Source organism: Saccharothrix texasensis, from assembly GCF_003752005.1.
Classification (GTDB): Bacteria; Actinomycetota; Actinomycetes; order Mycobacteriales; family Pseudonocardiaceae; genus Actinosynnema; species Actinosynnema texasense.
Genome location: NZ_RJKM01000001.1, coordinates 4,885,779 through 4,911,337 on the forward strand (window position 1 = coordinate 4,885,779; position 25,559 = coordinate 4,911,337).

At 72.1% G+C, this 25,559-nt stretch carries 19 protein-coding genes and 1 tRNA gene; 15 read left to right on the top strand and 5 right to left on the bottom strand.

The window, feature by feature from the left end; genetic code table 11:
• Positions 1–152: 152 nt before the first annotated feature.
• Entirely contained in the window at positions 153–2,945 is a 2,793-nt protein-coding gene (locus EDD40_RS21000) for an AfsR/SARP family transcriptional regulator (protein WP_123744441.1), read from the bottom strand.
• Positions 2,946–3,131: 186 nt separating this feature from the next.
• Between EDD40_RS21000 and EDD40_RS21005 the strand changes: the two genes are divergently transcribed.
• From EDD40_RS21005 to EDD40_RS21015, 3 genes are all read left to right on the top strand, one after another.
• Positions 3,132–4,184 (top strand): ADP-ribosylglycohydrolase family protein, encoded by a 1,053-nt coding sequence (locus EDD40_RS21005; RefSeq protein WP_123744442.1) that lies wholly within the window; start codon positions 3,132–3,134, stop codon positions 4,182–4,184.
• A gap of 298 nt (positions 4,185–4,482) precedes the next feature.
• On the top strand, positions 4,483–5,184 hold the full coding sequence (locus EDD40_RS21010) for a response regulator transcription factor (RefSeq protein WP_123744443.1): 702 nt from the start codon (positions 4,483–4,485) through the stop codon (positions 5,182–5,184).
• Entirely contained in the window at positions 5,181–6,578 is a 1,398-nt protein-coding gene (locus EDD40_RS21015) for a sensor histidine kinase (protein WP_246037753.1), read from the top strand. The genes EDD40_RS21010 and EDD40_RS21015 overlap by 4 nt, the downstream gene beginning before the upstream one ends.
• Here the strand turns inward: EDD40_RS21015 and mgrA are convergent.
• Positions 6,575–7,603, bottom strand: coding sequence for an L-glyceraldehyde 3-phosphate reductase (gene mgrA / locus EDD40_RS21020; protein WP_123744444.1), 1,029 nt, complete (start codon positions 7,601–7,603; stop codon positions 6,575–6,577). The two genes, EDD40_RS21015 and mgrA, sit on opposite strands and share 4 nt — an antisense overlap.
• Positions 7,604–7,773: 170 nt before the next feature.
• Between mgrA and EDD40_RS21025 the strand changes: the two genes are divergently transcribed.
• Positions 7,774–9,366 (top strand): vWA domain-containing protein, encoded by a 1,593-nt coding sequence (locus tag EDD40_RS21025; RefSeq protein ID WP_123744445.1) that lies wholly within the window; start codon positions 7,774–7,776, stop codon positions 9,364–9,366.
• A gap of 222 nt (positions 9,367–9,588) precedes the next feature.
• On the opposite strand, the gene EDD40_RS21030 is transcribed toward EDD40_RS21025, so the two are convergent.
• A tRNA-Thr gene (locus EDD40_RS21030) sits at positions 9,589–9,664 on the bottom strand.
• A gap of 282 nt (positions 9,665–9,946) precedes the next feature.
• Here EDD40_RS21030 and EDD40_RS21035 point away from each other — a divergent pair.
• The 3 genes from EDD40_RS21035 (at position 9,947) to otsB (ending at position 15,466) form a co-directional block, all read left to right on the top strand.
• Positions 9,947–11,284, top strand: a complete 1,338-nt coding sequence (locus EDD40_RS21035) for a threonine/serine exporter family protein (protein WP_123744446.1) — start codon at positions 9,947–9,949, stop codon at positions 11,282–11,284.
• A gap of 154 nt (positions 11,285–11,438) precedes the next feature.
• Positions 11,439–12,875: an alpha,alpha-trehalose-phosphate synthase (UDP-forming) gene (locus EDD40_RS21040; RefSeq protein ID WP_123744447.1), complete on the top strand. Its 1,437-nt coding sequence runs from the start codon at positions 11,439–11,441 to the stop codon at positions 12,873–12,875.
• Between the two features lie 56 nt (positions 12,876–12,931).
• A complete protein-coding gene (gene otsB, locus EDD40_RS21045; RefSeq protein WP_123744448.1) occupies positions 12,932–15,466 on the top strand; it encodes a trehalose-phosphatase in 2,535 nt (844 codons plus the stop codon).
• 51 nt (positions 15,467–15,517) lie between these two features.
• Here the strand turns inward: otsB and radA are convergent, their stop codons facing one another.
• Both radA and EDD40_RS21055 read right to left on the bottom strand, forming a co-directional pair.
• Positions 15,518–16,882: a DNA repair protein RadA gene (gene radA, locus EDD40_RS21050; RefSeq protein ID WP_123744449.1), complete on the bottom strand. Its 1,365-nt coding sequence runs from the start codon at positions 16,880–16,882 to the stop codon at positions 15,518–15,520.
• 254 nt (positions 16,883–17,136) lie between these two features.
• Complete coding sequence (locus EDD40_RS21055) at positions 17,137–17,910, bottom strand: copper chaperone PCu(A)C domain-containing protein (RefSeq protein ID WP_148088848.1); 774 nt, start codon at positions 17,908–17,910, stop codon at positions 17,137–17,139.
• A gap of 303 nt (positions 17,911–18,213) precedes the next feature.
• On the opposite strand from EDD40_RS21055, the gene EDD40_RS21060 reads away from it, so the two are divergent.
• The 8 genes from EDD40_RS21060 (at position 18,214) to EDD40_RS21095 (ending at position 25,425) form a co-directional block, all read left to right on the top strand.
• Positions 18,214–18,702 (top strand): CarD family transcriptional regulator, encoded by a 489-nt coding sequence (locus EDD40_RS21060; protein WP_012782996.1) that lies wholly within the window; start codon positions 18,214–18,216, stop codon positions 18,700–18,702.
• A gap of 32 nt (positions 18,703–18,734) precedes the next feature.
• Positions 18,735–19,445: a 2-C-methyl-D-erythritol 4-phosphate cytidylyltransferase gene (ispD, locus tag EDD40_RS21065; protein WP_123744451.1), complete on the top strand. Its 711-nt coding sequence runs from the start codon at positions 18,735–18,737 to the stop codon at positions 19,443–19,445.
• On the top strand, positions 19,442–19,915 hold the full coding sequence (ispF, locus tag EDD40_RS21070) for a 2-C-methyl-D-erythritol 2,4-cyclodiphosphate synthase (protein WP_170185154.1): 474 nt from the start codon (positions 19,442–19,444) through the stop codon (positions 19,913–19,915). Before ispD ends, ispF begins: the two co-directional genes overlap by 4 nt.
• A 5-nt stretch (positions 19,916–19,920) precedes the next feature.
• A complete protein-coding gene (locus EDD40_RS21075) occupies positions 19,921–20,316 on the top strand; it encodes a PPOX class F420-dependent oxidoreductase (protein WP_123744452.1) in 396 nt (131 codons plus the stop codon).
• Positions 20,317–20,408: 92 nt separating this feature from the next.
• Positions 20,409–21,020 (top strand): HAD family hydrolase, encoded by a 612-nt coding sequence (locus EDD40_RS21080; RefSeq protein ID WP_123744453.1) that lies wholly within the window; start codon positions 20,409–20,411, stop codon positions 21,018–21,020.
• Between the two features lie 45 nt (positions 21,021–21,065).
• The gene (gene cysS / locus EDD40_RS21085) at positions 21,066–22,457 is read left to right on the top strand and encodes a cysteine--tRNA ligase (RefSeq protein ID WP_123744454.1); all 1,392 of its coding nucleotides are present in this window, start codon (positions 21,066–21,068) and stop codon (positions 22,455–22,457) included.
• A 4-nt stretch (positions 22,458–22,461) separates the two neighbouring features.
• Complete coding sequence (rlmB, locus tag EDD40_RS21090; protein ID WP_123744455.1) at positions 22,462–23,430, top strand: 23S rRNA (guanosine(2251)-2'-O)-methyltransferase RlmB; 969 nt, start codon at positions 22,462–22,464, stop codon at positions 23,428–23,430.
• 573 nt (positions 23,431–24,003) lie between these two features.
• Positions 24,004–25,425: an MBOAT family O-acyltransferase gene (locus tag EDD40_RS21095; protein ID WP_123744456.1), complete on the top strand. Its 1,422-nt coding sequence runs from the start codon at positions 24,004–24,006 to the stop codon at positions 25,423–25,425.
• Positions 25,426–25,559 lie beyond the last annotated feature (134 nt).

Sequence of the window (25,559 nt, forward strand, 5' to 3'; positions counted from 1 at the left end):
GGCCGGCGCTCTCCCCCGAACGCCGGCCAGTCGGGGTTGGGTGGCTTCCCCCCTGGTTCCCCCTACCAAGAGCCACCCGGCGCCGACCGCGACTCGACAGATCAGCGCGTCTCCAAGTTCCCACGACTTCGCCCGGTGCAGCTAAACAGCGGCTAAACCTCGGAGGTCAACGCTTCAAGAGCCGTTCGGACCAACATCGCGCGCGGGGAGCCGAGGCGTACGAACAACCGAAGTGATTCCGCGAGTTCCGCTTGCGCGGCGACGCGTTCTCCCCGTCTTGCCAGCACCGTGCCCAGCACTTGGCGGCCGAATGCCTCCTCGAACTGCATCGAGCCGCCCCGCGCCAGTTCCACCCCTTGCCTGGCGTGTTCTTCGGCTTCCGACAAGAGGTCCAGTTCGGCGTAGAGCTCGGCCAGGTTGTTCATCGCCACGGCATACGCCCGCTCGTCGCCGTTTCGGTGGTAGATCTCCATTGCCTGGTATTGGTGTCGGGCCGCCGATTCGCGGTGGCCGAGTCGTTGCTCCACCTGGGCCAGGTTGTTCAGCACCGTGGCTTCGCCGAGGGCGTCACCGTCCCGGCGGGCCAGGTCGACGGCTTCCCGGTAGTGGCCGAGGGCTTCGTCCACCCGGTCCTCGGCGAGCAGCGCCAGGGCGAGCTGGTCCAGCGTCATGACCAGGTAGCGGGGTTCGGCGGACTCCACGGCCAGCCGGTGGGCCAGCCGCGCCTGGTCGAGGGTGCCGCGCAGGGTTCCGGCGCGGTTGTTGACGTCGTGCATGGCGTTGAGCACGAGCATCTCGCCGCGACGGTCGCCGATCACGCGGGCCGAGGCGAGGCCGAACTCGGCCACGCCCCGCCACTCCCGGCTGACGAGCCTGGTCACGCAGTAGGTGTGGACGAGGCGCACGAGCTGCCAGACCCGCTCGTGGAGGCCGGCCTCCGAGCCCGCGTGCACGAGCGCGATGAGGTTGGACCACTCCTTGTCGAACCAGGACAGCGCCTGTGACGAGGTGGCGGGCTTGGGGGTGGTGGAGACGCAGGTGAAGTCGAGGCCGTCCGAGGCCGGTCTGATCAGGCGTCGGGCGTGGTCGCAGGCGCACAGGTAGTGGTCCATCAGGCGGCGCAGGCCGCGTTCCCGGTGCTCGACCACGCCGCGGGCGTAGAGGCGGACCAGGTCGTGCAGGACGAAGCCGCCCCGCCACTGCTCCACGAGCAGGTGGGCGTCGGCGAGGTCGGCCAGGCGGGCGGCGGCGGTGCCCAGGTCGATGTCGCAGACGGCGGCGATGGCGTGCGGGCTCACCCAGCGGCCGGGGACGAGGCCCGCGGCGCGGAAGGTCTCGGCCAGTTCCGGCGGGAGGTTGCGGTAGGACACCGCCAAGGCGCGTTCCACGCCGACACCGGTGTCGGCGAGGTCGAGGGTGCGCAGGCGCGCGGCGTCGTCGGAGAGCTGGGCCACCAGGGCTTCCACTGTCCACTCGGGACTGAAGACGAGCTTGGCGGCGGCGACGCGCAGCGCCAGGGGCAGGTTGCCGCACAGCTCCACCAGCATGCGGGTGGCCGCCGGTTCCTGGTCGGACAGCGGTTTGCCGACGACCTCGTCGACCAGGCGGACGGCCTCCTCGTCGGACAACGCGTCCAGCGTGAGCATCCGGGCGCCGTTGCTGACGACCAGGGACTCCAGGCGCCTGCGGCTGGTCACGAGGACGACGGACCCGGCGCCGGGCGGCAGCAGCAGGCGCACGTGCTCGGGGTCCCAGGCGTCGTCCAGGACGACCAGCACGCGCCGCTTGGCCAGCACCGAGCGGTACAGGCCGACGCGGTCGTCCAGGTCGCGGGGGACGCCGTCGGCGGGCACGCCGAGCGCGAGCAGGAACCGGGCCAGGACCTCGGCGGGCTCGACCGGGTCGCGGTCGGGGGCGAAGCCGTTCAGGGAGGCGAAGAGGAGGCCGTCCGGGAACTGCTCGGCCCGGCGGTGCCCCCAGGTGACGGCGAGCTCGCTCTTGCCGATGCCCGCCGCCCCGTTGACCACGGCGATGGTGGTGGCGGCCAGGTCGCGCGAGTCGCACAGGCGGTCCAGCCAGGCCAGTTCCTCGTCGCGGCCGATGAAGCCGCTGGCCGCGGCGGGCAGCTGGGCCGGCACGACCACTCCCGGCCGCGGTGGCACGAGAGCGGGTTCCGCCAGGCCGGGTGAGCTGAGCGCCGGGTCGTCGCGGAGCACCTGCTCGTGCAGCACGCGCAGACCGGGGCCGGGGTCGATGCCCAGCTCGTCCACCACGCGCCGGTGGAAGCGCTGGTAGGCCTCCAACGCGTCGGCGCGCTGACCCGACCGGTACAGGGCGCGCATCATGTGGCCGACGAGCCGTTCCCGGAACGGGTGGTCGTTGACCAGCTGCCGCAGCTCTCCGACGAGCTCGAGGTGGCGGCCCAGTTCCAGCTCGGCCTCGATGCGCTCTTCCACTGCGGCAAGCCGAAGCTCCTCCAGGTCGGAGGTGACCGGGTCGCCGGGCACGTCCGCGAGCACCTGGCCGCGCCACAGGCCGAGCGATTCGCGCAGCAGCTGCGCGCGGATCGGGGCGGGTTTGCCGCGCGCGCTCGACACGAGCTGCCGGGCGCGGTGGAAGTCCAGTCGCCACGGGTCGACCGAGAGCTGGTAGCCGGGCGGGGTGGTGAGGATCCGGGCCGAGCCCGCCGGGTCGGCCTGCTCCAGCATCCGGCGCAGCCGAGACACGTAGCCGTGCACGATCGTCCTGGCCGTCGCGGGCGGCTCGTCGGCCCAGAGGCTGTCCACGATCTCGTCGATCGGGACGACCCGGTTGGCCTCCAGCACCAGCATCGCGAGCAGGCCGCGCATCCCCTTGCGGCCGATGACGAGCTGCCGGCCGTCCGCGAGCACCTGCAACGGTCCGAGAACGCCGAACTCCAGCCCGCTCTTGCTCCGGTCGACCATGCCCTCCCCCGCCTCTGCGCTACGGCTCGGTCACTGGATCAGGTGCGCCGGGCGGGCCGTTGGATACCTGTGAGTAAATGTTGCTTGCTCAACCAGTCGTGCTCCCATGACCGGACGGGCGTCCCGACGGCTAGGGTTTTGGCCCCGGACGTCCCGGCCGAGTTCTGGGCGAGTGCAGGAGGGCAAGTGCCGCGCGAGCCGATGAACGTGGTCGACCGCGGCGCGGCGTGCCTGCTGGGCGGCGCGCTGGGCGACGCCCTCGGCGCGCCCATCCAGTACCTCGGGTGGGCGGACATCCAGCGCGACCACGGCCCGGAAGGCGTGCTGGCGCCACCGCGTCCCGCGCTGGTCACCGACGACACCCAGCTCACCCTCTTCACCGCCGACGGCTACCTGCGGGCGTGGGTGCGCGGCCGGACCACCGGCGAGTGGGACCCCATCGAGGTCGTCTGGCGGAGCTACCGCCGCTGGTTGATCACCCAGCAGGTGGCCGCGCCCGAGCCGGGCGCGGTGGGGCTGGTGGGCGACGAGCGGTTGTACTCCAGCCGGTCGCCGGGCCTGACGTGCCTGCGCGCGCTGGCCGCGGACACACCGCCCACCCCCGAGGAGCCGCACAACGAGTCGTCCGGCTGCAACGGCGTCACCCGCACCGCGCCGGCCGGGTTCGCCCCGAGCGCCGAGATCGCCTACGACCTGGGCTGCCGGTTCGCCGCGCTGACCCACGGCGGCACCGGCGGCTGGGTGTCCGGCGGGGCGTTCGCGCTGCTCATCCACCTGCTGGCGGTGCGCGGCCGGCCGATCCGGGAGGCCGTGGACCAGGTCATCGGCCGGGTGCTGCGCGACGACCCGTACACGGCGAACACGCTCAACCGGGCCGTCGTCTTCGCCGACGAGCACAAGGCGCTCGGCTTCGACTCCGTCCGCGTCGACCGCCTGGGCAGCGGCTGGACGGGCCCGGAGGCGCTGGCCATCGCCGTGCACACGGTCCTGGTGTACCCGAAGCGGTCGCAGTTCGTGGACGCCCTGCGCGCGGCGGCCAACCACTCCGGCGGCAGCGACGCCACGGCCGCGCTCACCGGCAACGTCCTGGGCGCGCTGCACGGCACCTCGGCGTTGCCGCGCGACTGGCTCGCGGGCCTGGAACTGGTGGACCTGCTGACCCGGCTCGGCTCGGACCTGGGCCGCTCGGTGATCGGCGAGGAGTTCGACTACGCCCGCTACGGGGCCGGAGAAGAATGAAGCCGGCCTCGGCACGCACGTTCCCGAAAGCGTGCGACCGAGGCCGGCTCTCCACGCGGTCTGCGCAGGGACACGCCCCGAGCGCGGAACCCGGCTGACCTGGCCGTGGAGCGGGAAAACCCGTGGCGGAACCGTAGCAGAGAGCGTGTGGGCAATCACAGGCGGCCCACCTCCGCGAGCCTGTGAACCGCCCCACTTCCCGGCCCACCCTGTCGCGAACCTGTCGACTGGCTGTTGATCGGCCCGCCGGCCGGCCGACGCCCTCGCCCGCCGGGTGGCGGTGCCGCACCATGGGCGGGTGGACAAGGGCGCTTCGGTTCGGCTGCTCGTGGTGGACGACGAGCCGCACATCGCGGACCTCGTGGCGACGGTGGCGCGGTACGAGGGCTGGCAGGCGGTGACCGCCGGCAGCGGCGAGGCCGCGTTGCGGACCGCCGCCGACTTCCACCCCGACATCGTGGTGCTCGACCTGATGCTGCCCGACCTCGACGGCTTCACCGTGCTGGACCGCCTGCGCTCGACGGGCGCGATGGTGCCGGTGGTGTTCCTGACCGCGCGGGACGGCACCGCGGACCGGGTCGCGGGTCTGACCCGCGGCGGCGACGACTACCTCGTCAAGCCGTTCTCCGTGGAGGAGCTGATGGCCCGGCTGCGGGCCGTGCTGCGGCGGTCGACCGGGCCGACGTGGAAGCGGTCCGTGCTGAAGGTGTCCGACCTGGTCATGGACGAGGACACCCGCGAGGTGCGCCGCGCCGGGAAGCTCGTCACGCTCACGCCCACCGAGTACGAGCTGTTGCGCTACCTGATGCGCCGCTCCCCCGCCGTGCTGACCAAGGCGCAGATCCTCGACCACGTGTGGGAGTACGACTTCGGCGGCCGGTCCAACGTGGTCGAGCTGGTCGTCTCGCACCTGCGGCGCAAGCTGGACGACGGCGCCGGCGAGCCGCTGATCCACACCGTGCGCGGCGTGGGTTACGTGCTGCGGCGAGCCGCGGAGTGACCCGACGCCGCCTGCGCCTGGGCACGCGGCTGGCACTGGGCCTGGGCGCGCTGGCGCTGGCGGTGTTCGCGGTCGTCGGCACGGTGATGGCGCGGAGCATGCAGGAGTACCTGGAGCACCGGCTCGACGCGCAGATGGAGACGACCCAGATCTCGCTGAAGAAGGACTACGCCAAGGACGGCACGCTCAAGGGCGCGGCCTACGGCTGGTACTCGGTCGTCTACGACGTGCGGGACGGCACGGCCACGCCGAGGAACCGCGACGACCTGCCCGCCGACCACGCCGAGCTGACCGAGGTGGCGTTGCAGGTCGACGGCCGCACACCGGTGTACCGGACGGAGTACCTGCACGGCGACGGGACGTACCGGCTGCGCGGCTGCGGGGTGTCCAAGGGCGTGGTGCTGGTCAGCGCGGCGCCGATGAACGACATCACCACGACCGTGCGGCAGCTGGTGATCGTGGAGGTGGCCACGTTCCTGCTCGCGCTGGTCGCGCTCGTGGTGATCGGCCGGGCGGTGCTGCGGCGCGGGTTGCAGCCGTTGAGCGACATGGCCCGGACCGCGCACGACATCACGTCGCACGACCTGACCGACTCCGCCCGGCTGCCGGTGCGCGCGGAGGGCGGCGCCGTCGGCGCGGAGGTCGAGGAGCTGCGCACCGCGTTCAACACGATGCTGGACCACATCGACACGTCGTTGGCCGCGCGCACGGCCGCCGAGCAGCGGTTGCGGCGGTTCATCGCGGACGCGTCGCACGAGCTGCGCACGCCGTTGACGTCGATCCGGGGTTACGCGGACCTGTTCCGGTACGCGGCGGCGAACGCGCCGGAGGAACGCGAGGCGCACCTGGAGAAGCTGCGGTCGGAGGCGGCGCGGATGACCGTGCTGCTGGACGACCTGCTGCTGCTCGCCCGGCTGGACTCGGCGGAGGTGGAGACGCCGCTGCGGTTGGCCGACGGCGACCTGGCGGCGCTGGCCCGGGAGGCGGCGGACGCGTTCCGGGCGGCCCGGCCGACCCACCCGCTGACGCTGACCGCGCCGGACGAGCCGGTGCGGATGGCGTTCGACCCGCTGCGGCTGCGGCAGGTGGTGGACAACCTGCTCACCAACGCCGCCGTGCACACCCCGGCGGGCACGTCCATCTCGGTCGAGGTGTCCGCGCGGGACGCGTCGGCCGTGCTGCGGGTGGGCGACACCGGCCCCGGCATCCCGGCCGCCGACCGGTCTCGGATCTTCGACCGGTTCTACCGCGTGGACGACTCGCGCACGCGTGACCGGGGCGGCAGCGGGTTGGGGCTGGCGGTGGTGCACTCCCTGGTCGCCGCGCACGGCGGCACGGTGGAGCTGACCAGCCGGCCGGGCTCCACGGTGTTCACCGTGACGTTGCCGCGCTAACCGGCGGTGGACGACTCGGCCCACAGGTCGATGCCCGAGTCGACCGCGTGCACGTCGATCCGGGCCAGCTCGTCGTCGGTGAGCGGCGGGCCGTCCAGCGCGGCCACGTTCGCCTCCAGCTGCTCGACGCTGCTCGCGCCGACGAGCACCGACGTGACCCGCTCGTCGCGCAACGCCCAGGAGAGCGCGAGCTGCGCCAGCGACTGGCCGCGGGAGGCCGCGATCTCGTTCAACGCCCGCACGTGCGCCAGGTTCGCCTCGCTCAGCAGGTCCTCGGACAGCGACTTGCCCTGGGTGGCGCGCGAGCCGGCCGGCACGCCGCGCAGGTACTTGTCGGTCAGCATCCCCTGCGCCAGCGGCGAGAACGCGATGCAGCCGACGCCCAGCTCGCCCAGCGCGTCGAGCAGGTCGGTCTCGATCCAGCGGTTGAGCATCGAGTAGGACGGCTGGTGGATCAGCAGCGGCACGCCCGCCGAGCGCAGCAGCTCGGCCGCCTCGCGGGTCTTCGCCGCCGAGTAGGACGAGACGCCGACGTAGAGCGCCTTGCCCCGCTGCACCGCGGTGACCAGCGCGCCGATCGTCTCCTCCAGCGGCGTGTCGGGGTCGAAGCGGTGCGAGTAGAAGACGTCGACGTGGTCCAGGCCGAGCCGGGACAGCGACTGGTCCAACGAGGACAGCAGGTGCTTGCGCGAGCCCCACTCGCCGTACGGCCCGGGCCACATGTCGTAGCCCGCCTTGGTGGAGATCACCAGCTCGTCGCGGTGCGGCCGCAGGTCGTCGGCCACCATCCGGCCGAAGTTGACCTCGGCCGACCCGTAGGGCGGGCCGTAGTTGTCGGCCAGGTCGAAGTGCGTGACCCCGAGGTCGAACGCCCGCCGCACGATCGCCCGGCTCGTCCCGTACGGCCGGTCGTCGCCGAAGTTGTGCCACAGCCCGAGCGACACGGCGGGCAGATCCAGCCCGCTGCGCCCGCACCGCCGGTAGGTCATCCGGTCGTACCGCGAAGCGTCTGGAAGGTGGTCCACCTCCCCACCCTGGCACGCCCGGCTGCCGTTTGCCGCCCGGGACGAGCGGCGAAGTTGCTCCCATCGGACGGTATTCCGCCGATCTCCCGATCATCCGCCTGGTGTGCCCGGACATCGGTGTCCAGGCTCCCGGACCCCTGCGTCCGGACGCGCGAGCGGAAGAAGATCACATGCGTCGCTCACTCAGACGCGGCACGCTGTTAGCCGTCGCCGCCCTGACCGCCTCAGCCGTCCAGCTCACCTCCCCCGCGGTGGCCGCCCCTGCCCCCGCGGCCGCACCGTGCGGCCCCCTCGACGTCGCGTTCGTCCTCGACGACACCGGCAGCATGGGCGGGGCCATCGCGAACCTCAAGACCGGCATCAACGCCATCGTGGGCGACGTCGTCGCGGCGTCCGGCGGGGACTACCGGCTCGGCCTGGTCACGTTCAAGGACAACATCACCGTCCACAACACCCTCGCGCCCGGCAACGCGGCGGCCGTGACGAGCTACGTCACCAACACCCTCGCCGCGAGCGCGGGCGGCAGCGAGCCGGAGGCGTCCGACGAGGCGTTGAACACGGTCGTGAACAACCTCCCCGCGGCCGGCCGCCCGCAGAACGTCGACTTCGGCGGCCTGTGGCGGTCGAACGCGATGAAGTTCGTGGTGCTGGTGACCGACGCCCGTCCCGGCGGGTTCGACAACGTGCACGCGGCGGTGGACGTCGCGAACGCCGCGCAGCGGGCGAACGACGCCCTCGGCAAGGGCATCAAGATCTCGCCGGTGTACGTGCCGACGTCGGCCACCTACACGCCGGTGATCACGCCGATCATGCAGAACTACGCCTCCACGACCGGCGGCGTGTTCACGCAGACGACGGCCGCGGGCGCGGGCACGGCGGACGCGATCCGCAAGCTCCTGTCGGACTGCCGGCAGACCGACGTGGTCATCCGCGACCAGGTGACCGACACGGGCGCCGAGCCGAACCCGAACGGGACGGTGTGGAACAGCCCGGACATCAAGGTCTGCCCCACCACCGCGGACTGCGCGGGCATCCAGCCGGTCGTCGGCGCGACGAACATCATCCACGTGCGGCTGAACAACGCCTCCGCCGCGAGCACCGGCACGCTGAAGGTCTACCGCACGCCCACCGGTGGCGGCACGACGTGGAACAACGTCACCAACGGCGACTGGGTCTCCATCGGCCAGCAGTCGCTGACCGTGCCCACCGGCGGCACGGTGGCGAAGATCCCGTGGACGAGCGTCCCGGGGCCCGGCCACTTCTGCCTGCTGGCGCGCTGGGTGTCGGCGACGGACCCGATGACCTTCGCCGAGGGCTCCAACACCGCGCTGAACACCAAGAACAACAACAACATCGCGTGGAAGAACCTGGTCACCGTGCGGGGCAAGGTGTTCCAGCCGGTGAAGGGCTGGTTCGCGCTGGGCAACGGGACCGAGCGGGAGGTCAGGACCGACCTCGTGCTGACCGGTGAGAAGCCGGTGGCGGGCACCGTGGTGATCGACCTCGGCCCGCGCCTGTTCGAGCGCTGGCGCGCCGGCGGCGGCCAGGCCGAGGGCGTGAAGCAGGTCGGCGAGACCGCGTTCCAGCTCGACCCGAAGCGCGCGGCGCTGTTCGGCGTGCCGCTCCTGCCGGGTGAGCGGTTCACCGCGGAGCTCACCTTCACCCCGGAGGCGCCGGGCGAGTACCTGACGAACCTCGTCCAGTTCGTCGAGGGCGAGGACCACGGCGGCGTCGCCTACCAGGTCATCACCGACCGCGAGTAGCACCGCGCCTGAGCGGGTCGCGGCCCGTGCCTGCCCGGCACGGGCCGCGACCACGTCCGGACGGCTTCGGCGGGACGCCGCCGGTGAACTCGACCACGTCTCCGCGGCGGCATCGTGGACGGTGGCCCACGAGCCCTCGGCCCGCGCGAGAGGGGCCGGAGAGGCGGTATGATCATGAACCAACGGCCTGACCAGGCTTTTCACGGTCAGGGCCGAGCTGCGTGGAGCCGGTGAGGGGACTTGAACCCCTAACCTTTCGCTTACAAGGCGAGTGCTCTGCCAATTGAGCTACACCGGCGCGGCCCGGAGGCCTGGAACATCGTAAGCGCCCGCAGGGGGTGCCACCTGCGGCGAACGGTCTGCTCACGGTGGCCCCGCGTTGGTCCGTCCGGAGGTCCCCGGTACCGTCCGGGTGGCCCTGGCGACCCGTAAAACCGCTGGCCAGGGCCATCAACAGTAATGAACGCACAGTGATCGACTCACCTGGTCCAGGTCCCCCGTCCAGGGGTGGCGCAGGACACAGCCTCGAATGCGACACGGTCGGGCGTGGCGGTCGGGTGAGCGAGGGAGGTGACGCCGGGTGCGCCGGTGGCGCGGGCGGTTCCAGCACACCGATCGGGCACGACCGGTCGAGGGTCCGTCCCCTCCGGACGACTCGACCGTGCACCTGGTGCTCGACCTGGCGTTGCGCGTCGGCGAGGCGCAGATGGCCGGCGGGGCGGGGGTGGCCGACGTGACGGCCACGATCCTCGCGGTCACCACCGCGTACGGCCTGCCGAACACCGAGGTCGACGTGATCTACACGTCGATCACCGTCTCGTGCCACCGGGGCACGGAGACCGCGCCCGTGACGACCATGCGCGTGGTGCGCGGCCGCAGCGTCGACTACACCCGGCTCGCCGCCGTGGAGGACCTGATCCGGCGGATCACCTCCGGGGGCGTCACGGCCGGGGACGCGTCCGCCGAGATCGAGCGGATCAGCCGGGCCGACCACCCGTACCCCCGTTGGGTGGCCACGGCGGCGTGGGCGGGCATGGCGGCGGCGGTGGCGTTCCTGGTCGGCGGCGGACCGTCGTTGGCGGCGACGGCGGCCGTCGTCACGGCGCTGATCGACCGGGTGGGCCGGGTCCTGAACCGGCGCGGGCTGCCGTTCTTCTTCCAGCAGGTGGTGGGCGGGGCCCTGGCCACCTCGGTGGCGGTGGCGATGTACGCGACGGACCTGCTGCCGGCCGCGCGGCCGTCGTTGTTGATCGCCACCGGGATCGTGGTGCTGCTGTCGGGGTTGTCGCTGGTCGGCACCGTGCAGGACGCCATCACCGGCTACCACGTCACCGCCGCCGGCCGCACGGTGGAGATCACGCTGCTCACCGCGGGGCTCATCGCGGGCATCACGCTGACGCTGCGCGCCGGTGTGCAGTTCGGCGTGCGGACGAGCATCGCCGACCCGCTGCCGCCGCTGATCTCCGAGGTGCCGACGCAGTTCGCGGCGGGCGCGGCGACCTCCGCGTGCTTCGCCCTGGCCGGCTACGCGCCGGTCCGGGCGCTGCCGATGGCCGCCCTCGCGGGCGCGGTGGGCACGACCGGTTACCGCCTGCTCGTCCTCGTCGGCACGAACACCATCACCTCCGCCGTCGCCGCGGCCACCGCGGTCGGCTTCCTCGGCAAGGTCGTCTCCCGCCGGCTGCGCACGCCGCCCCTGCTCGTCGCGACGGCCGGCATGGTGCCGCTGCTGCCCGGCTGGACCACCTACCGGGGCCTGTACCAGTTCACCGCCGAGGGTGACCCGGCCGGCCTGTCGACCCTCGTGCTGGCCGCCGGCACCGCCCTCGCGCTCGCGAGCGGCGTCGTCCTGGGTGAACATCTGGGTCGGCCGGTGCGCACCGGTCTCGGCCGGCTGGCGGCCCGTTCCCGGCGCTGAGCGGCTGAACACCGCATTTCCACGTGAGATCGCCCACCTGACGGACTTTCGTCAAGTCAACACAGTGTGACGGGGCTGACGACAGGGCATCCAACCTGCACGTTCCCACTAACCTCGACGGTGGGCGAGACGAATCCTTAGGAGGCGCTACCCGGTGAGCAGCATTGGCGAGAACGGCGCGGATTTCCTGGTCGTGGCCAACCGCCTGCCGGTTGACCTGGAGCGCCTGCCCGATGGCACGCAACGCTGGAAGCACAGCCCCGGTGGCCTGGTCACCGCCCTGGAGCCGTTCCTGCGCACGCACAGCGGCGCCTGGGTCGGCTGGCCCGGCGTCGCCGACGCCGACGTGGACGCGTTCGAGGAGGACGGCCTCCAACTGCACCCGGTGGCGTTGAGCTCCACCGAGGTCGCCGACTACTACGAGGGCTTCTCCAACGGCACGCTGTGGCCGCTCTACCACGACGTGGTCGCGCCGCCCGCGTTCCACCGGCGCTGGTGGAACGCCTACGTGCGGGTCAACCAGCGGTTCGCCGACGTGACCGCGAAGGTCGCCGCCCAGGGCGCCACCGTCTGGGTGCAGGACTACCAGCTCCAGCTCGTGCCGGCCATGCTGCGGGAGCTGCGACCGGACCTGCGCATCGGCTTCTTCCTGCACATCCCGTTCCCGCCGGTGGAGCTGTTCATGCAGCTGCCGTGGCGCACGGAGATCATCCGCGGCCTGCTGGGCGCGGACCTGGTCGGCTTCCACCGGCCCGGCGGCGCGCAGAACTTCCTCTGGCTGGCCCGCCGCCTGGTCGGCCTGGAGCCCAGCCGGGGCGCGGTCGGCGTGCGCACGAGGCCCGGTGTCGTCCAGGTCGGGGACCGCACCGTGCGGGTCGGGGCATTTCCGATCTCTATCGACTCGGCGGGTCTCGACGCGCTCGCCCGCGACAAAGAAGTCCAAAAACACGCGAAACAAATCCGCGAAGACCTCGGGAATCCGAAGAAGATCCTGCTCGGTGTGGACCGCCTCGACTACACCAAGGGCATCGACGTGCGGCTGCGCGCGTTGCACGAACTCCTCGCCGACGGCCGGGTCGACCCCGGCGAGGTGACCATGGTGCAGCTCGCCACGCCCAGCCGCGAACGCGTCGAGCACTACAAGCAGATGCGGGGGGAGATCGAGCAGGCGGTCGGCCGGATCAACGGCGAGTTCTCCACCGTGGGCCACCCCGTGGTCCACTACCTGCACCAATCGGTCAACCGGCGTGAGCTGACCGCGTTCATGACCGCCGCCGACGTCATGGTCGTGACCCCGGTGCGCGACGGCATGAACCTGGTCTGCAAGGAGTACGTCGCCACGCGCTACGACCTCGGCGGCGCGCTGGTGCTCTCCGAATTCGCCGGCGCGGCGGCCGAGCTCACGAGCGCGTTCCTCGTCAACCCTCACGACCTTGACGGCGTGAAGAACGCCCTGGAAGCCGCCCTCACGCTCGATCCGGCCGAAGGTCGCCGTAGGATGCGCGCGCTGCGCCGCCAAGTCCTCACGCACGACGTCGACCGCTGGGCTCGATCGTTTCTTGATGCCTTGGGCACGCAGTCCACGATCTGAATCAGTTCAGACCGACTTTTACCGACCCTTGTCCCACCGAGCATTGAGGAGGGGCGTTGACCGCCGAGGCCCTCCCCGCCGAACTTCGTCGTGCGATCGTGCAGTTGGCACGCACACCGCGCCTGCTGGTCGCCTGCGACTACGACGGGACATTGGCTCCGATCGTGGCCAACCCAGAGGACGCCCGCCCGCTGCCCGAGTCGGTGGGCGCGTTGCGCTCCCTGGCCGGTCTGCACGAGACGACGGCCGCGGTGATCTCCGGGCGCGCTCTGCGCGACCTGGCGACCCTGTCGCGCCTGCCGTCCGAGGTGCACCTGGTGGGTTCGCACGGATCCGAGTTCGACGTCGGTTTCGTGCACGCGCTGGACGCTGACGCGAAGCAACTGCACCGTCGCCTGGAAACAGAACTGGAAGGGGTCGTCGCCGGCCACGAAGGCGTCGGCCTGGAAGTGAAACCCGCGAGCATCGCGGTGCACGTTCGCCGTGCCGACCCCGCCGTGGGGGAGCGGGTTCTCCACGCCGTGCGCACCGGACCGGCCACGTGGGACGGTGTGCAGGTCACCGAGGGCAAGGCCGTGATCGAGCTGGCCGTGGTGCAGACGGACAAGGGCCACGCCCTGGACGTCCTGCGGCACCGCGCGTCGGCGACCGCGGCCGTGTTCGTCGGCGACGACGTGACCGACGAGAAGGCGTTCGCCCGGCTGACCGGGCCCGACGTCGGCATCAAGGTCGGCGACGGCGAGTCGCTGGCCGAGTACTCCGTCGCCGACAGCGTCGACGTGGCCACCGTGCTGGCGTTCCTGCTGGAAGAGCGGCGGGCCTGGCTGCACGGCGACCAGGCCGTGCCGATCGAGCGGCTGACCATGCTCGCCAACGAGCGGTCCGTCGCCCTGCTCACCCCCGACGCGCGGCTGAACTGGCTGTGCCACCCGGAGCCGGACTCGGCGGCGGTGTTCGCCGACCTGCTCGGCGGGCCCGCCGCGGGCCACTTCTCGATCAAGCCCGAGCACGGCTCGCTGCCCCTGGGCCAGCGGTACGTGCCGGGCACGATGATCGTGGAGACCCGCTGGTCGCGGCTGCTCGTCACCGACTACCTCGACCACGACCTGGCCTCGCACCGCACCGACCTGGTGCGGCGCGTCTCCGGCTCGACCAACGCGGTGATCACGTTCGCGCCGCGGCCCGAGTTCGGCCAGGTGCCGGTGCGGCTGCTGCGCGAGCGCGACGGCCTGCGGGTCGTCGGCACCTCGGACCCGATGGTGCTGCGCTCCCCCGGCGTCGACTGGCAGATCACCTCCGACGGCATCCAGGAGACCGCCACGGCGGTCGTGCGGCCCCGCGAGGGCGCGCCGATCCTGCTGGAGCTGCGCTGCGGCACGGACGACCTGTCCGAGGCCACGCTCGGCGAGCCGGAGCGGCGGGCGCGGGCCGGCGCGTTCTGGTCGGACTGGGCGGCGACGTTGAAGCTGCCCCAGGTCGAGTCGGACCTGGTGCTGCGGTCGGCGTTGACGTTGAAGGGCCTGGTGCACCACGACACCGGCGCGATCATGGCCGCCGCCACCACCTCGCTGCCCGAGGAGCTGGGCGGCATCCGGAACTGGGACTACCGGTACTGCTGGCTGCGCGACGCGGCGCTGACCGCGCAGGCCCTGGTGTCGGTCGGGTCGATCGGCGAGGCGGAGGCGTTCCTGGGGTGGGTGCACGGGGTGCTGTCGACCCTGCCCGGTCCGGAGCGGCTGCACCCGCTGTACACGTTGCAGGGCACCATGCTCGGCGCCGAGGCCGTCATCGACACGCTGCCCGGGTACGCCGGGTCGCGGCCGGTGCGCGTCGGCAACCTCGCCAACCAGCAGGTGCAGCTGGACGTGTTCGGCCCGGTGGTGGACCTGGTCGTGCAGCTGGCCGCCGCGCGCGGCTCGTTGACCGACCAGGACTGGCTGATGGTGCAGGCGATGGCCGAGGCGGTCGCCCGCCGCTGGCACGAGCCCGACCACGGCATCTGGGAGGAGCGGCACGCGCCGCGCCACCACGTGTACTCCAAGGTCATGTGCTGGGTGACGCTGGACCGGGCGGTGCGGCTCGCCGAGACCTACGGCCGGGAGATCGACCCGTCGTGGCCGGTGCTGCGCGACACCATCTCCAACGACGTGCTCAAGCACGGGTGGAGCGAGGAAGCGCAGTCGTTCACCACCGCCTACGACGGCGACGACCTGGACGCGGCGTCGCTGCACGTCGGCCTGTCCGGGTTGATCGACCCGACGGACGACCGGTTCCAGGCCACCGTGACCGCGATCGAGGCCGAGCTGCGGTCCGGTTCCACGGTGTACCGGTACCGGCGTGACGACGGCCTGCCCGGCGACGAGGGCGGCTTCCACCTGTGCGCGGCGTGGATGATCGAGTCCTACCTGCTCACCGGTCGGCGCACCGAGGCCGAGGAGCTGTTCGCGCAGATGGTGGACGCGGCCGGGCCCACCGGTCTGCTGCCCGAGGAGTACGACCCGATCGCGGAGCGCTCCCTGGGCAACCACCCGCAGGCCTACAGCCACCTCGGCCTGATCCGCTGCGCGCAGCTGCTGGCGGCAGGCAAGTAGGCGTCGGCCCACCGGAAACGGCGTCCCCGGGCCGCGGGGGCGCCGTTTCCGCTATTTCAGGAGCTTGAGCAGGGTCAGGGCCTCGTGCAGGTCGGTGGCGACGAGCGCGCGCGTGCCCTGCGGCAGCGGGCCGGCGTCCGGCGGCACGAGGGCCTTGGTGAAGCCGAGCCGGGCGGCCTCGGTGAGGCGGCGGCCGACGCCGTTGACGCGGCGCAGCTCCCCCGACAGGCCGACCTCGCCGACCACGACCAGGTCGTGCGGCAGGGGCAGGTCGGTGGCCGCCGAGGCGACCGCCAGCGCCACCGCGAGGTCCACCGCGGGCTCGACGAGCCGCATCCCGCCGACGGTGGCGGTGAACACGTCCTTGTTGCCCAGCCCGACCCGGCCGCGCTTCTCCAGCACCGCGAGGACCATGGCGAGGCGGGCCGAGTCGAGCCCGCTCACCGCTCGTCGCGGCGCGGGCAGCGCGGTCGGCGTGACCAGCGCCTGCACCTCGCCCAGCATGGGCCGCTTGCCCTCCACGACGACCGTGACGGCGGTGCCGGACACCGCCTGGTCGCGGCGGTGCAGGAACAGGCCCGACGGGTCGGGCACGCCCGCGATGCCGTCGTCGCGCAGCTCGAAGCAGCCGACCTCGTCGGCGGGCCCGAACCGGTTCTTCACGCCGCGCAGCAGGCGCAGCGACGAGTGCCGGTCGCCCTCGAACTGCAGCACCACGTCCACCAGGTGCTCCAGCACGCGCGGCCCGGCGACCGAGCCGTCCTTGGTCACGTGGCCGACCAGCACGACGGGCAGCCCGCGTTCCTTGGCGACCGCGATCAGGCCGGCCGTGACGGCGCGGACCTGGCTGACCCCGCCGGGCGCGCCGTCCACCGCCGGCGAGGACATGGTCTGCACGGAGTCGACGATGAGCATGCTCGGCTTGACCACGTCGACCTGGCCGAGGACGGCGGAGATGTCGCTCTCGGCGGCCAGGTAGATCTCGTCGTGCAGGTTGCCGGTCCGGTCCGCCCGCAACCGCACCTGCCCCGCCGACTCCTCGCCGGTGACGTAGAGGCAGCGGCCGACCGACAGCGCCCACTGGTGGGCGACCTCCAGGAGCAGCGTCGACTTGCCGACGCCCGGCTCGCCCGCCAGCAGCACCACGGCGCCCGGCACGAGGCCGCCGCCGAGGACCCGGTCCAGCTCCAGGACACCGGTCGAGACGGCCCGCGCGGACTCGATGTCGACCTGCGCGATGGGCCGGGCCTCGCTGCTCGGCGTGCCCGCGAGGAACCGGGGAGCGGCCGAGGCGCCCCGCTCCTCCACCGTGCCCCACGCCTGGCACTCCGGGCACCGCCCGACCCACTTGGCCACCTCGTGCCCGCACTCGGCGCACCGGTACGTCGCCCTGGCCACCCGTGCTGTCTTCGCCACGACACGGAGGCTATCCGGCACCCCCGACACCCCACCGCCGGCTCGTGCCCGCCGGCTCGGGACGTGCCGGCCTCCGGCGACGGCGGGCCCGCCAGTCCCACGTGGACCCGCGTCACCCGGAACGCGGCCGCGCCGCACGCCTCCTGTCCACAGATCGCCGATCGCCCCTGGGCGTTCCCGGTGGCGGCGGGCAGAATAAAAGCAGGGGTCCCCTGGGCGGGGACCCCTGCGCGGCTTGCGGTGCGGTGGTGCGGTCAGTGCTCCGAGGGCGCGTCCACGCGCGGTTCCGGGGAGGCGCCGATCGGCAGTTCCAGGGTCACTTCGCCGGCCTGCTCGAACAGGAACGTGACCTTGATCGTCTGGCCCGGCCGCAGCGGCTTCGCCAGGCGCTTCAGCACGATCTTCACCACGCCCGGCTCGGTCGGGTCGACGGACGACGGCAGCTTCGTGCCCGTCGTGGGCGGGCTCGACACGGAGGTGCCGCTGCCCGACGTGGTCGTGCCCGTCGTGGTGGTCGTCACCGAGGCCGCGCCGGACGGCGTGGTCGTGGTGGTCGTGGTCGCGGCGTGCGAGTCCGACGGCGCGTGCGAGCCCGAGGTCGCGGACGAGGACGCCGACTTGGACGTCGTCGTGGCGTGACTGCCCGCGTCGTCCTGGTCGGCGCCGCTGACGATGGCCGACGACGGCTCCAACCGGGTGTCGCCGGTGATCTCGGCCGGCGCGGAGAACTCGCTGGTCGCACCCAGCAGCTTGTCCACCGCGGTGCCGTTGTTGGCGATCACGACCACGATCGGCGCGTCGTCGCCCTCCTCGTAGAACCCGTGCGCCGACGGGAACAGGAACTGGGCGTCGCGGACGGCGATGTCGCCGACCTGCCCGTTGGCCCCGTTGACGACGGCCACCTGGGTGTCCGTCTGCGTGATCTGACCTGCGCTGCAACCTGCGGCGACCAAGCCGAGGCCGGTCGCCAGGGCGGCCACGACGGCCAGGCGGCGCGGCGCTGGTGACTTCTGGAGTGCGCGACCCACGGCTGCTCGGATCCCTTCCCGGTGTGCTGACGAGGCGGGTCGTACCCGGTAGTAGCGGGTCCGACCACCAGTCCAGGAGCCTAACCGGGCGCCCCCGGACCTGCGGCATGTGGTGCCCCACAGCGGGCCGGGACCCCGCCGCGCCCGTCCACAGTGGAGCAAGATCGACCACGGGCGTTGCATGCGACCGGGTGATTTGTCAACCCCCCACGCGGCCCTGACCAGCGCTAACTGATCTCAACAGGCCGATGAGGGGATTGCCCGTCGTGTTAGGATGGGGTTAGCGAAAGGGGCAGAGGACACATGGTTTTCAAGGTCGGAGAGACCGTCGTCTACCCGCACCACGGTGCCGCTCTCATCGAAGCAATCGAGACCCGTGTGATCAAGGGCGAGGAGAAGAAGTACCTCGTCCTCAAGGTCGCCCAGGGCGACCTCACGGTTCGCGTCCCCGCCGACAACGCCGAGATCGTGGGCGTTCGTGACGTCGTCGGCCAGGAGGGTCTTGACAAGGTCTTCGAGGTCTTGCGTGCTCCCCACACGGAGGAGCCGACCAACTGGTCCCGGCGGTACAAGGCCAACCTGGAGAAGCTCGCGTCCGGTGACGTGAACAAGGTGGCCGAAGTGGTGCGCGACCTCTGGCGGCGCGAGAAGGATCGCGGACTGTCCGCTGGTGAGAAGCGGATGCTGGCGAAGGCTCGACAGATACTGGTTAGCGAACTGGCGCTGGCCGAGGGCACCGACGAGGACAAGGCCGAAGTGCTCCTCGACGAGGTCCTGGCTACCGCGTCCTGATCGTTCCACCCACCACCTCGGACATCGCGAACATGGGTGTGGTCGCGCTCGTGCCCGCGGCGGGCCGGGGTGAGCGGTTGGGCTATGGCATGCCCAAAGCGCTCGTGCCGGTCGACGGCGTTCCACTGCTCGTGCGCGCGGTGCGCGGCCTGTTCGACTCCGGTCGCGTGCGGCACGTCGTGATCGCCGCTCCGCCGTCCGATGTGGACATTGTGAGTACCGTCACCGCCCCGTTGGCCCCAGCCGACGGGGCGGTGCACGTCGTGGCCGGCGGCGCCGAGCGGTCGGACTCGGTGCGCCTGGCCTTAACGTACGCGCTGCGTGAGATCCCCGACACTTCCATCGTGCTCGTCCACGACGCGGCCCGCGCCTTCACGCCGCCCGCCGTGGTCGGCGCGGTGGTCGACGCCGTCGCCGCGGGTCACGCGGCCGTCATCCCCGTGCTGCCGGTCGCGGACACGGTCAAGCAGGTCGACGCGGACGGCGTGGTGGTCGCCACACCGGACCGGGCGGCGCTGCGCGTCGTGCAGACCCCGCAGGGCTTCGACGCGGCCGTGCTGCTGCGCGCCCACGAGGTCGCGCACCACGCCGGCCTGGGCGCCACGGACGACGCGGGCCTGGTCGAACGGCTCGGTGTGCCGGTCGTCACCGTGCCCGGGCACCCCGACGCCATGAAGATCACCACGAAGTTCGACCTGGCCGTGGCCGAGGCGCTGCTGGTCGGCACCCGAGGAGCACCGTGATCCCCAGAGTGGGCATCGGCACGGACGTCCACCAAGTGGAACGCGGCCGTGAGTGCTGGCTGGCCGGCCTGCGCTGGGACGACGCGGACGGCTGCGCCGGCCACTCGGACGGCGACGTGGCCGCGCACGCGCTGTGCGACGCGCTGCTGTCCGCCGCCGGGCTCGGCGACCTCGGCGCGGTGTTCGGCACGAGCGACCCGCGCTGGTCCGGGCGGCACGGCGTGGAGTTCCTGGCCGAGGCGCGCCGCCTGGTCGAGGAGGCCGGCTACCGGGTCGGCAACGCGGCCGTGCAGGTCATCGGCAACGCGCCGAAGATCGGCAAGCGCCGCGACGAGGCGCAGCGGGTGCTGTCCGAGGCGGTGGGCGGCCCGGTGTCGGTCAGCGGCACGACCACCGACGGCCTGGGCCTGACCGGGCGCGGCGAGGGCATCGCCGCCGTGGCGACCGCGCTGCTGGTCCCACTGGCCTGACCCGCATGGCGGTCACCCTCAGCGCGGCGACGCGGGCCCTGGTCGACGGGCGCAACTACTGCGTCCTGGCCACGCTCAACGCGGACGGCAGCCCGCAGACATCGGTGGTGTGGGTCACCCGTGACGGTGACGACCTGCTGTTCTCGACGTTGCGCGACCGGGCGAAGGAGCGCAACCTCCGCCGTGACGCGCGGGCCGGCGCCAGCGTGTGGAGCAACGACGACCCGGAGGTGTACGCGGAGGTCCGCGGCACCGTGACGATCGACGAGGACGAGGGCCGCGCCCTGGCGGACTCCCTGTCGCGCAAGTACACGGGCGAGGACTTCCCGGCCGACGCGCCGGGCGGGGTCCGCGTGGTGCTCCGCCTGACCCCCACCAGGGTCACCGGCAACGCCGCTTGACGGCGGCGGCGCCTACGCCGGTCCGGTGAGGCTGCTCTCGGTCTGCGGGATACCCGAGACCTCCGATGTCCGGACCACGTAACGTGCGTTATGTGACGATCCGCGCCGTGCTCTTCGACTTCTCCGGCACCCTGTTCCGCTTGGAGCACGACTCGCTGGCCGCCCACGCGGAGCTGTTGCGGGCGCTCACCGCGCCCGTCGGCCTGGCGGAGGGGCTGGACCTCGACGAGGCGCAGTGGGAACGCCGCGACCTCGACCCCGACGCGCACCGCGACATGCACCTCGCCGTGCTGACGAAGGCGGGCGCGAAGGACCCGGCCAAGTTCTACGCCGACCTGTGCAGCCCGCCGTTCTGGCAGCCGTACCCGGACACCGCCCAGGCGCTGGGCACCGAGCTGCCGACCGCCGTGGTCAGCAACATCGCGTGGGACATCTCCGCCGTCTTCGCCCGGCACGGCGTCGAGAACCGGGTGGACGAGTTCGTGCTCTCCTACCAGGAGGGCTTCGTCAAGCCGGACCCGAAGCTGTTCCGGATCGCCTGCGACCGCCTCGGCGTGCACCCCACCGAGGCCCTCATGATCGGCGACAGCCCCGAGGCCGACGGCGGCGCGGCGGCGATCGGGTGCCAGGTCGAGTTCGTCGACCCGCTGCCGACCGGGAGCCGCCCGGAAGCTCTGCTGCAGGTGCTCCGCAAGCACATTTGACCGGGCGATTCAACCCCGGCTGGTCAACGCCCGTACCATCTTCACGTGAGCCTCCACCTTTTCGACACCGCGACCCGGTCGATGCGGGAGTTCGTCCCGCAGGTCAGCGGAACGGCGTCGATCTACGTCTGTGGGGCCACGGTGCAGGGCGTTCCGCACATCGGCCACGTGCGCAGCGGCCTCAACTTCGACGTGCTGCGGCGCTGGCTGGGCCGTGACGGCTCGACCGTGCGGCTGGTGCGCAACGTCACGGACATCGACGACAAGATCCTCACCAAGGCCGCCGAGCACGGCGCCGAGTGGTGGGAGTGGGCCTACCAGCACGAAAGGGCGTTCGACGACGCCTACGACGTGCTGGGCTGCCTGCCCGCGTCCTACTCGCCGCGCGCGACGGGCCACGTCACGCAGATGGTCGAGCTGATGGACCGGCTGATCGAGAAGGGCCACGCGTACGCCTCCGACGGCGACGTGTACTTCTCGGTGACGTCGTTCCCCGAGTACGGGGCGCTGTCCGGGCAGAAGCTGGACGAGGTGCACCAGGGCGAGTCCGCGGCGACGGGCAAGCGCGACCCGCGCGACTTCACGCTGTGGAAGGCGGCGAAGCCGGGCGAGCCGTCGTGGCCGACGCCGTGGGGTCCGGGCCGGCCGGGCTGGCACCTGGAGTGCTCGGCGATGGCGACCGCGTACCTGGGCGGGACGTTCGACATCCACGGCGGCGGCATCGACCTGATCTTCCCGCACCACGAGAACGAGCAGGCGCAGTCGCGCGCGGCCGGCGACGGGTTCTCCCGCTACTGGATGCACAACGCCTGGGTGACGCTCAGCGGCGAGAAGATGTCGAAGTCGCTGGGCAACACGGTGACGATCCCGGCGATGCTGGAGCGGGTCCGCGCGCCCGAGCTGCGCTACTACCTCGTCGGCCCGCACTACCGGTCGACGATCGAGTACTCGCCCGAGGCGTTGGACGAGTCGGTGTCGGCGTACCGCCGGATCGAGTCGTTCCTGCGGCGCGTGGTCGAGCGCACGGGCGCCGTCGGCGCGGACGGCGAGCTGTCGCCCGCGTTCGTGACGTCGATGGACGACGACATGGGCACGCCCGGCGCGTTGGCCGCGATCCACAAGCGGGTGCGCGAGGGCAACACGGCCCTGGAGTCCGGGGACGACCCGGGCGCGCGTGCCGCCGCCGAGTCGGTGCGGGCGATGACCGGCCTGCTCGGGCTGGACCCGCTGTCGCCGCTGTGGCACGACGCCGCGGCCGGTGGCGCGGGCGGGCGGGCGCTGGGCGTGCTCGTGGAGCGGCTGTTGGAAGAGCGGTCGCAGGCCCGCAAGGACAGGGACTTCGCGCGCGCGGACGCGCTGCGCGATCACCTGCTGCTGGCCGGTATCGCCGTCGAGGACACCCCCGACGGTCCGTTGTGGACGTTGAAGGACGACTGAGCTCGTGGCTGGTAACTCCAAGCGCCGGGGCGCCATGCGCAACCCCGGCTCCAAGAAGGGCGCGGTCGTCGGTTCCGGCGGGCAGAAGTCGAAGGGCCTGCAGGGCAAGGGCCCCACGCCGAAGGCGACCGAACGGCCGAACCACCCCGCCTACAAGCGGGCGAACGCGGCGGCGAAGGCCGAGCAGGTGCGTTCGCAGCGGCGCAAGGCCGCCGAGAACGGCCCGGAGACCGTGGCCGGGCGCAACCCGGTGGTCGAGTGCCTGCGCGCCGGCATCCCGGCGACGGCGCTGTACGTGGCGCTGGGCATCGACGCGGACGACCGGGTCGCCGAGGCGGTGCAGCTCGCGGCGACGCGCGGCATCTCCGTGCTGGAGGTGCAGCGCGGCGAGCTGGACCGGATCACCGGCGGCGCGATGCACCAGGGACTGGGTCTCCAGGTGCCGCCGTACGAGTACGCCGAGCCGCGCGACCTGCTCAAGATCGCGACCCAGTCCGGCCGGCCGCCGTTGCTGGTGGCGCTGGACGGGGTGACCGATCCCCGCAACCTGGGCGCCGTGGTGCGGTCGGCGGCGGCGTTCGGCGCGCACGGGGTCGTGCTGCCGCAGCGCCGGTCGGCGGGGATCACCGCCGTCGCGTGGCGGACCAGCGCGGGCACCGCGGCCCGGATGCCGATCGCGGTGGCGACCAACCTGACCCGCCAGCTCAAGGAGTGGGCCGACGCCGGCCTGATGATCATCGGTCTGGACGCGGACGGCGACGTCGACGTGGACGGCCTGGACCTGGCCACCGGCCCGCTGGTCGTCGTGGTCGGCTCCGAGGGCCGCGGCCTCTCCCGCCTGGTCAAGGAGACGTGCGACCAGACGGTCTCCATCCCCATGTCCGCCGGCGTGGAGTCGCTGAACGCCTCCGTCGCCGCCGGCGTCGTCCTGGCCGAAATCGCCCGCCGCCGCCGCCTCGAGCTCCGCGGCTGACCAGCCACACCACCGGCTGCGCAGGGGCCCTCGCCGAGGGGCCCCTGCTCTGGTCCCGCCGGGGTCGGCACTTGGCCGGTGTCGACCGGGTGGGTTCGGGCACCTGAGATCGGCCACGTCCGCCGGTGCGCTCCTCGGACCGTTCGGGTGATCCCCGCCGGAGCACCGGTCCGGGGACGCCGGCCCGACCGGGACACCTGCGGTTGCCGGCCGGCACCGCCTCGACGTTCACGGCTGACCAGCCACACCACCGGCTGCGCAGGGGTCCCCGCCCAGGGGACCCCTGTTTTTGATCCTGCCAGGTCGGACCGACGATGTCGGGCGGTCGGGGGGTGGCCTGTGGACAACTCCGGCGGGGGATGTCCGGCCCCGCGAGTCGGATGATCATCGCCGTCAGCCGGGCGTTCGAGGTTGCGAGTCGAACGGCAGAGGGCTGTGCGGCGAGGGTCGGGGCCTGCGAGTCGAACGGTCGAGGCCCGTGCGGTGGGGTTCCAGGGTGGCGCGGTGTGAGGTGGGGCTGTTTGTGGGAGATCGGGACCGGTGGGGTGTGAGCGGCGGATAAGGTCTGCGGCGATGTCCTTCGCCAGCCCGTTGTTCCTGTGGTTCTTCCTCCCGGTCGTGCTCGCGACCGTCCTCGTCACGCCCAGGAACTGGCGCAACGGCGTGGTCGCCGTGGCGAGCCTGCTGTTCTACGTCTCGGGCGCGGGCGGCACGACGTTGTTGCTGCTCGGCTGCATGGTGGCCAACTACCTGGCCGGGCGGCGGCTGGAGCCGGGTGCGCCGGGTGACCGCAGGCTGGTGCTGGTCGGCTCGATCGCGCTGAACCTGGGTGTGCTGCTGGTCTGGAAGTACGCCGGGTTCGCCACCGGGCAGCTGCACGACATCGCCGCCGTCGTCGGCGCCGACCTGCCGGTGGTCGAGCTCGCGCTGCCGATCGGCATCTCCTTCTACACCTTCCACCACATCTCGTACGTGGTCGACGTGTACCGGGGTGAGCGCCCGGCCCTGCGGGAGCCGGTCGCGTTCGTCACCTACATCGCGATGTTCCCGCAGCTCGTGGCGGGCCCGATCGTGCGGTTCCGCGAGATCGCCGACCAGTTGCCGCAGCCGCGCCTGCACCGCTGGGACGACGTGGCGGCCGGCTTCCCCCGGTTCGCCCTCGGCCTGTGCAAGAAGGTGATCATCGCCGACTCGCTCGCGCCGATGGTCGACGCCTGCTTCGCCACCCCGGCCGACGAGATGACCACGTCCATCGCCTGGCTCGGCGCGATCGGCTACACGCTCCAGCTCTACTTCGACTTCTCCGGCTACTCCGACATGGCCATCGGCCTGGGCCGGATGCTGGGCTTCCGGCTGCCGGAGAACTTCGCCCGCCCCTACTCGTCGGTCACGATCACCGAGTTCTGGCGCCGTTGGCACATGTCGCTGTCGCGCTGGTTCCGCGACTACGTCTACATCCCGCTGGGCGGCAACCGCGGGGGCGTGCTCCAGACCTACCGCAACCTGTCGATCGTTTTCGTGCTCACCGGTTTCTGGCACGGGGCCAACTGGACGTTCCTCGTGTGGGGTGTGTTCCACGGCGGGCTGCTCGTGCTGGAACGCCGATTCGGCTGGGATTCGGCGCCGGTCACTACGCGTACCCGAATTGCCCGCCGGGTCTTGACCATGCTGCTCGTGGTAATCGGCTGGGTGTTCTTCAGATCCGCCGATCTCGGTACGGCGTTCACAATCATCGGTCACATGCTGTTGCCGGATTTCGACGGGTTGACCGACGCGGTCGCGGCCGCGGCGACCAATCAGCGCATTGTGCTGCTGGTGCTCGCGCTGGCGATTGTCGCAATGCCCGATCATCCGGTGAGCGGGCCGTACCTGGAGTCTTCCCGGGACAAGATCGCCACCGCGGCCAGGATCTCGCTGATGACGGTGGGCGTGGGCTACGCGGCGATCCTGGTGGCCAGCGGCACGTTCAGCCCGTTCCTCTACTACCAGTTCTGAAGATCGACCCGCGGGCGATGTTCGACAATTGACGGAGCCGCCGGCGGACGCGCGGTCGGCGACCGCAGGAACGCGCTGGCCCGGTCGGACCAGCCCCTCGGTACCCAATGGCGGCCGTGGTCGACGTAGGGTAG

Bases quoted from the DNA above. Each gene is read 5' to 3' on its own strand.
- EDD40_RS21000 (WP_123744441.1), bottom strand. From the start codon at position 2,945: ATGGTCGACCGGAGCAAGAGCGGGCTGGAGTTCGGCGTTCTCGGACCG.
- EDD40_RS21025 (WP_123744445.1), top strand. From the start codon at position 7,774: ATGCGTCGCTCACTCAGACGCGGCACGCTGTTAGCCGTCGCCGCCCTG.
- EDD40_RS21060 (WP_012782996.1), top strand. From the start codon at position 18,214: ATGGTTTTCAAGGTCGGAGAGACCGTCGTCTACCCGCACCACGGTGCC.
- ispD (WP_123744451.1), top strand. From the start codon at position 18,735: ATGGGTGTGGTCGCGCTCGTGCCCGCGGCGGGCCGGGGTGAGCGGTTG.
- EDD40_RS21075 (WP_123744452.1), top strand. From the start codon at position 19,921: ATGGCGGTCACCCTCAGCGCGGCGACGCGGGCCCTGGTCGACGGGCGC.
- EDD40_RS21095 (WP_123744456.1), top strand. From the start codon at position 24,004: ATGTCCTTCGCCAGCCCGTTGTTCCTGTGGTTCTTCCTCCCGGTCGTG.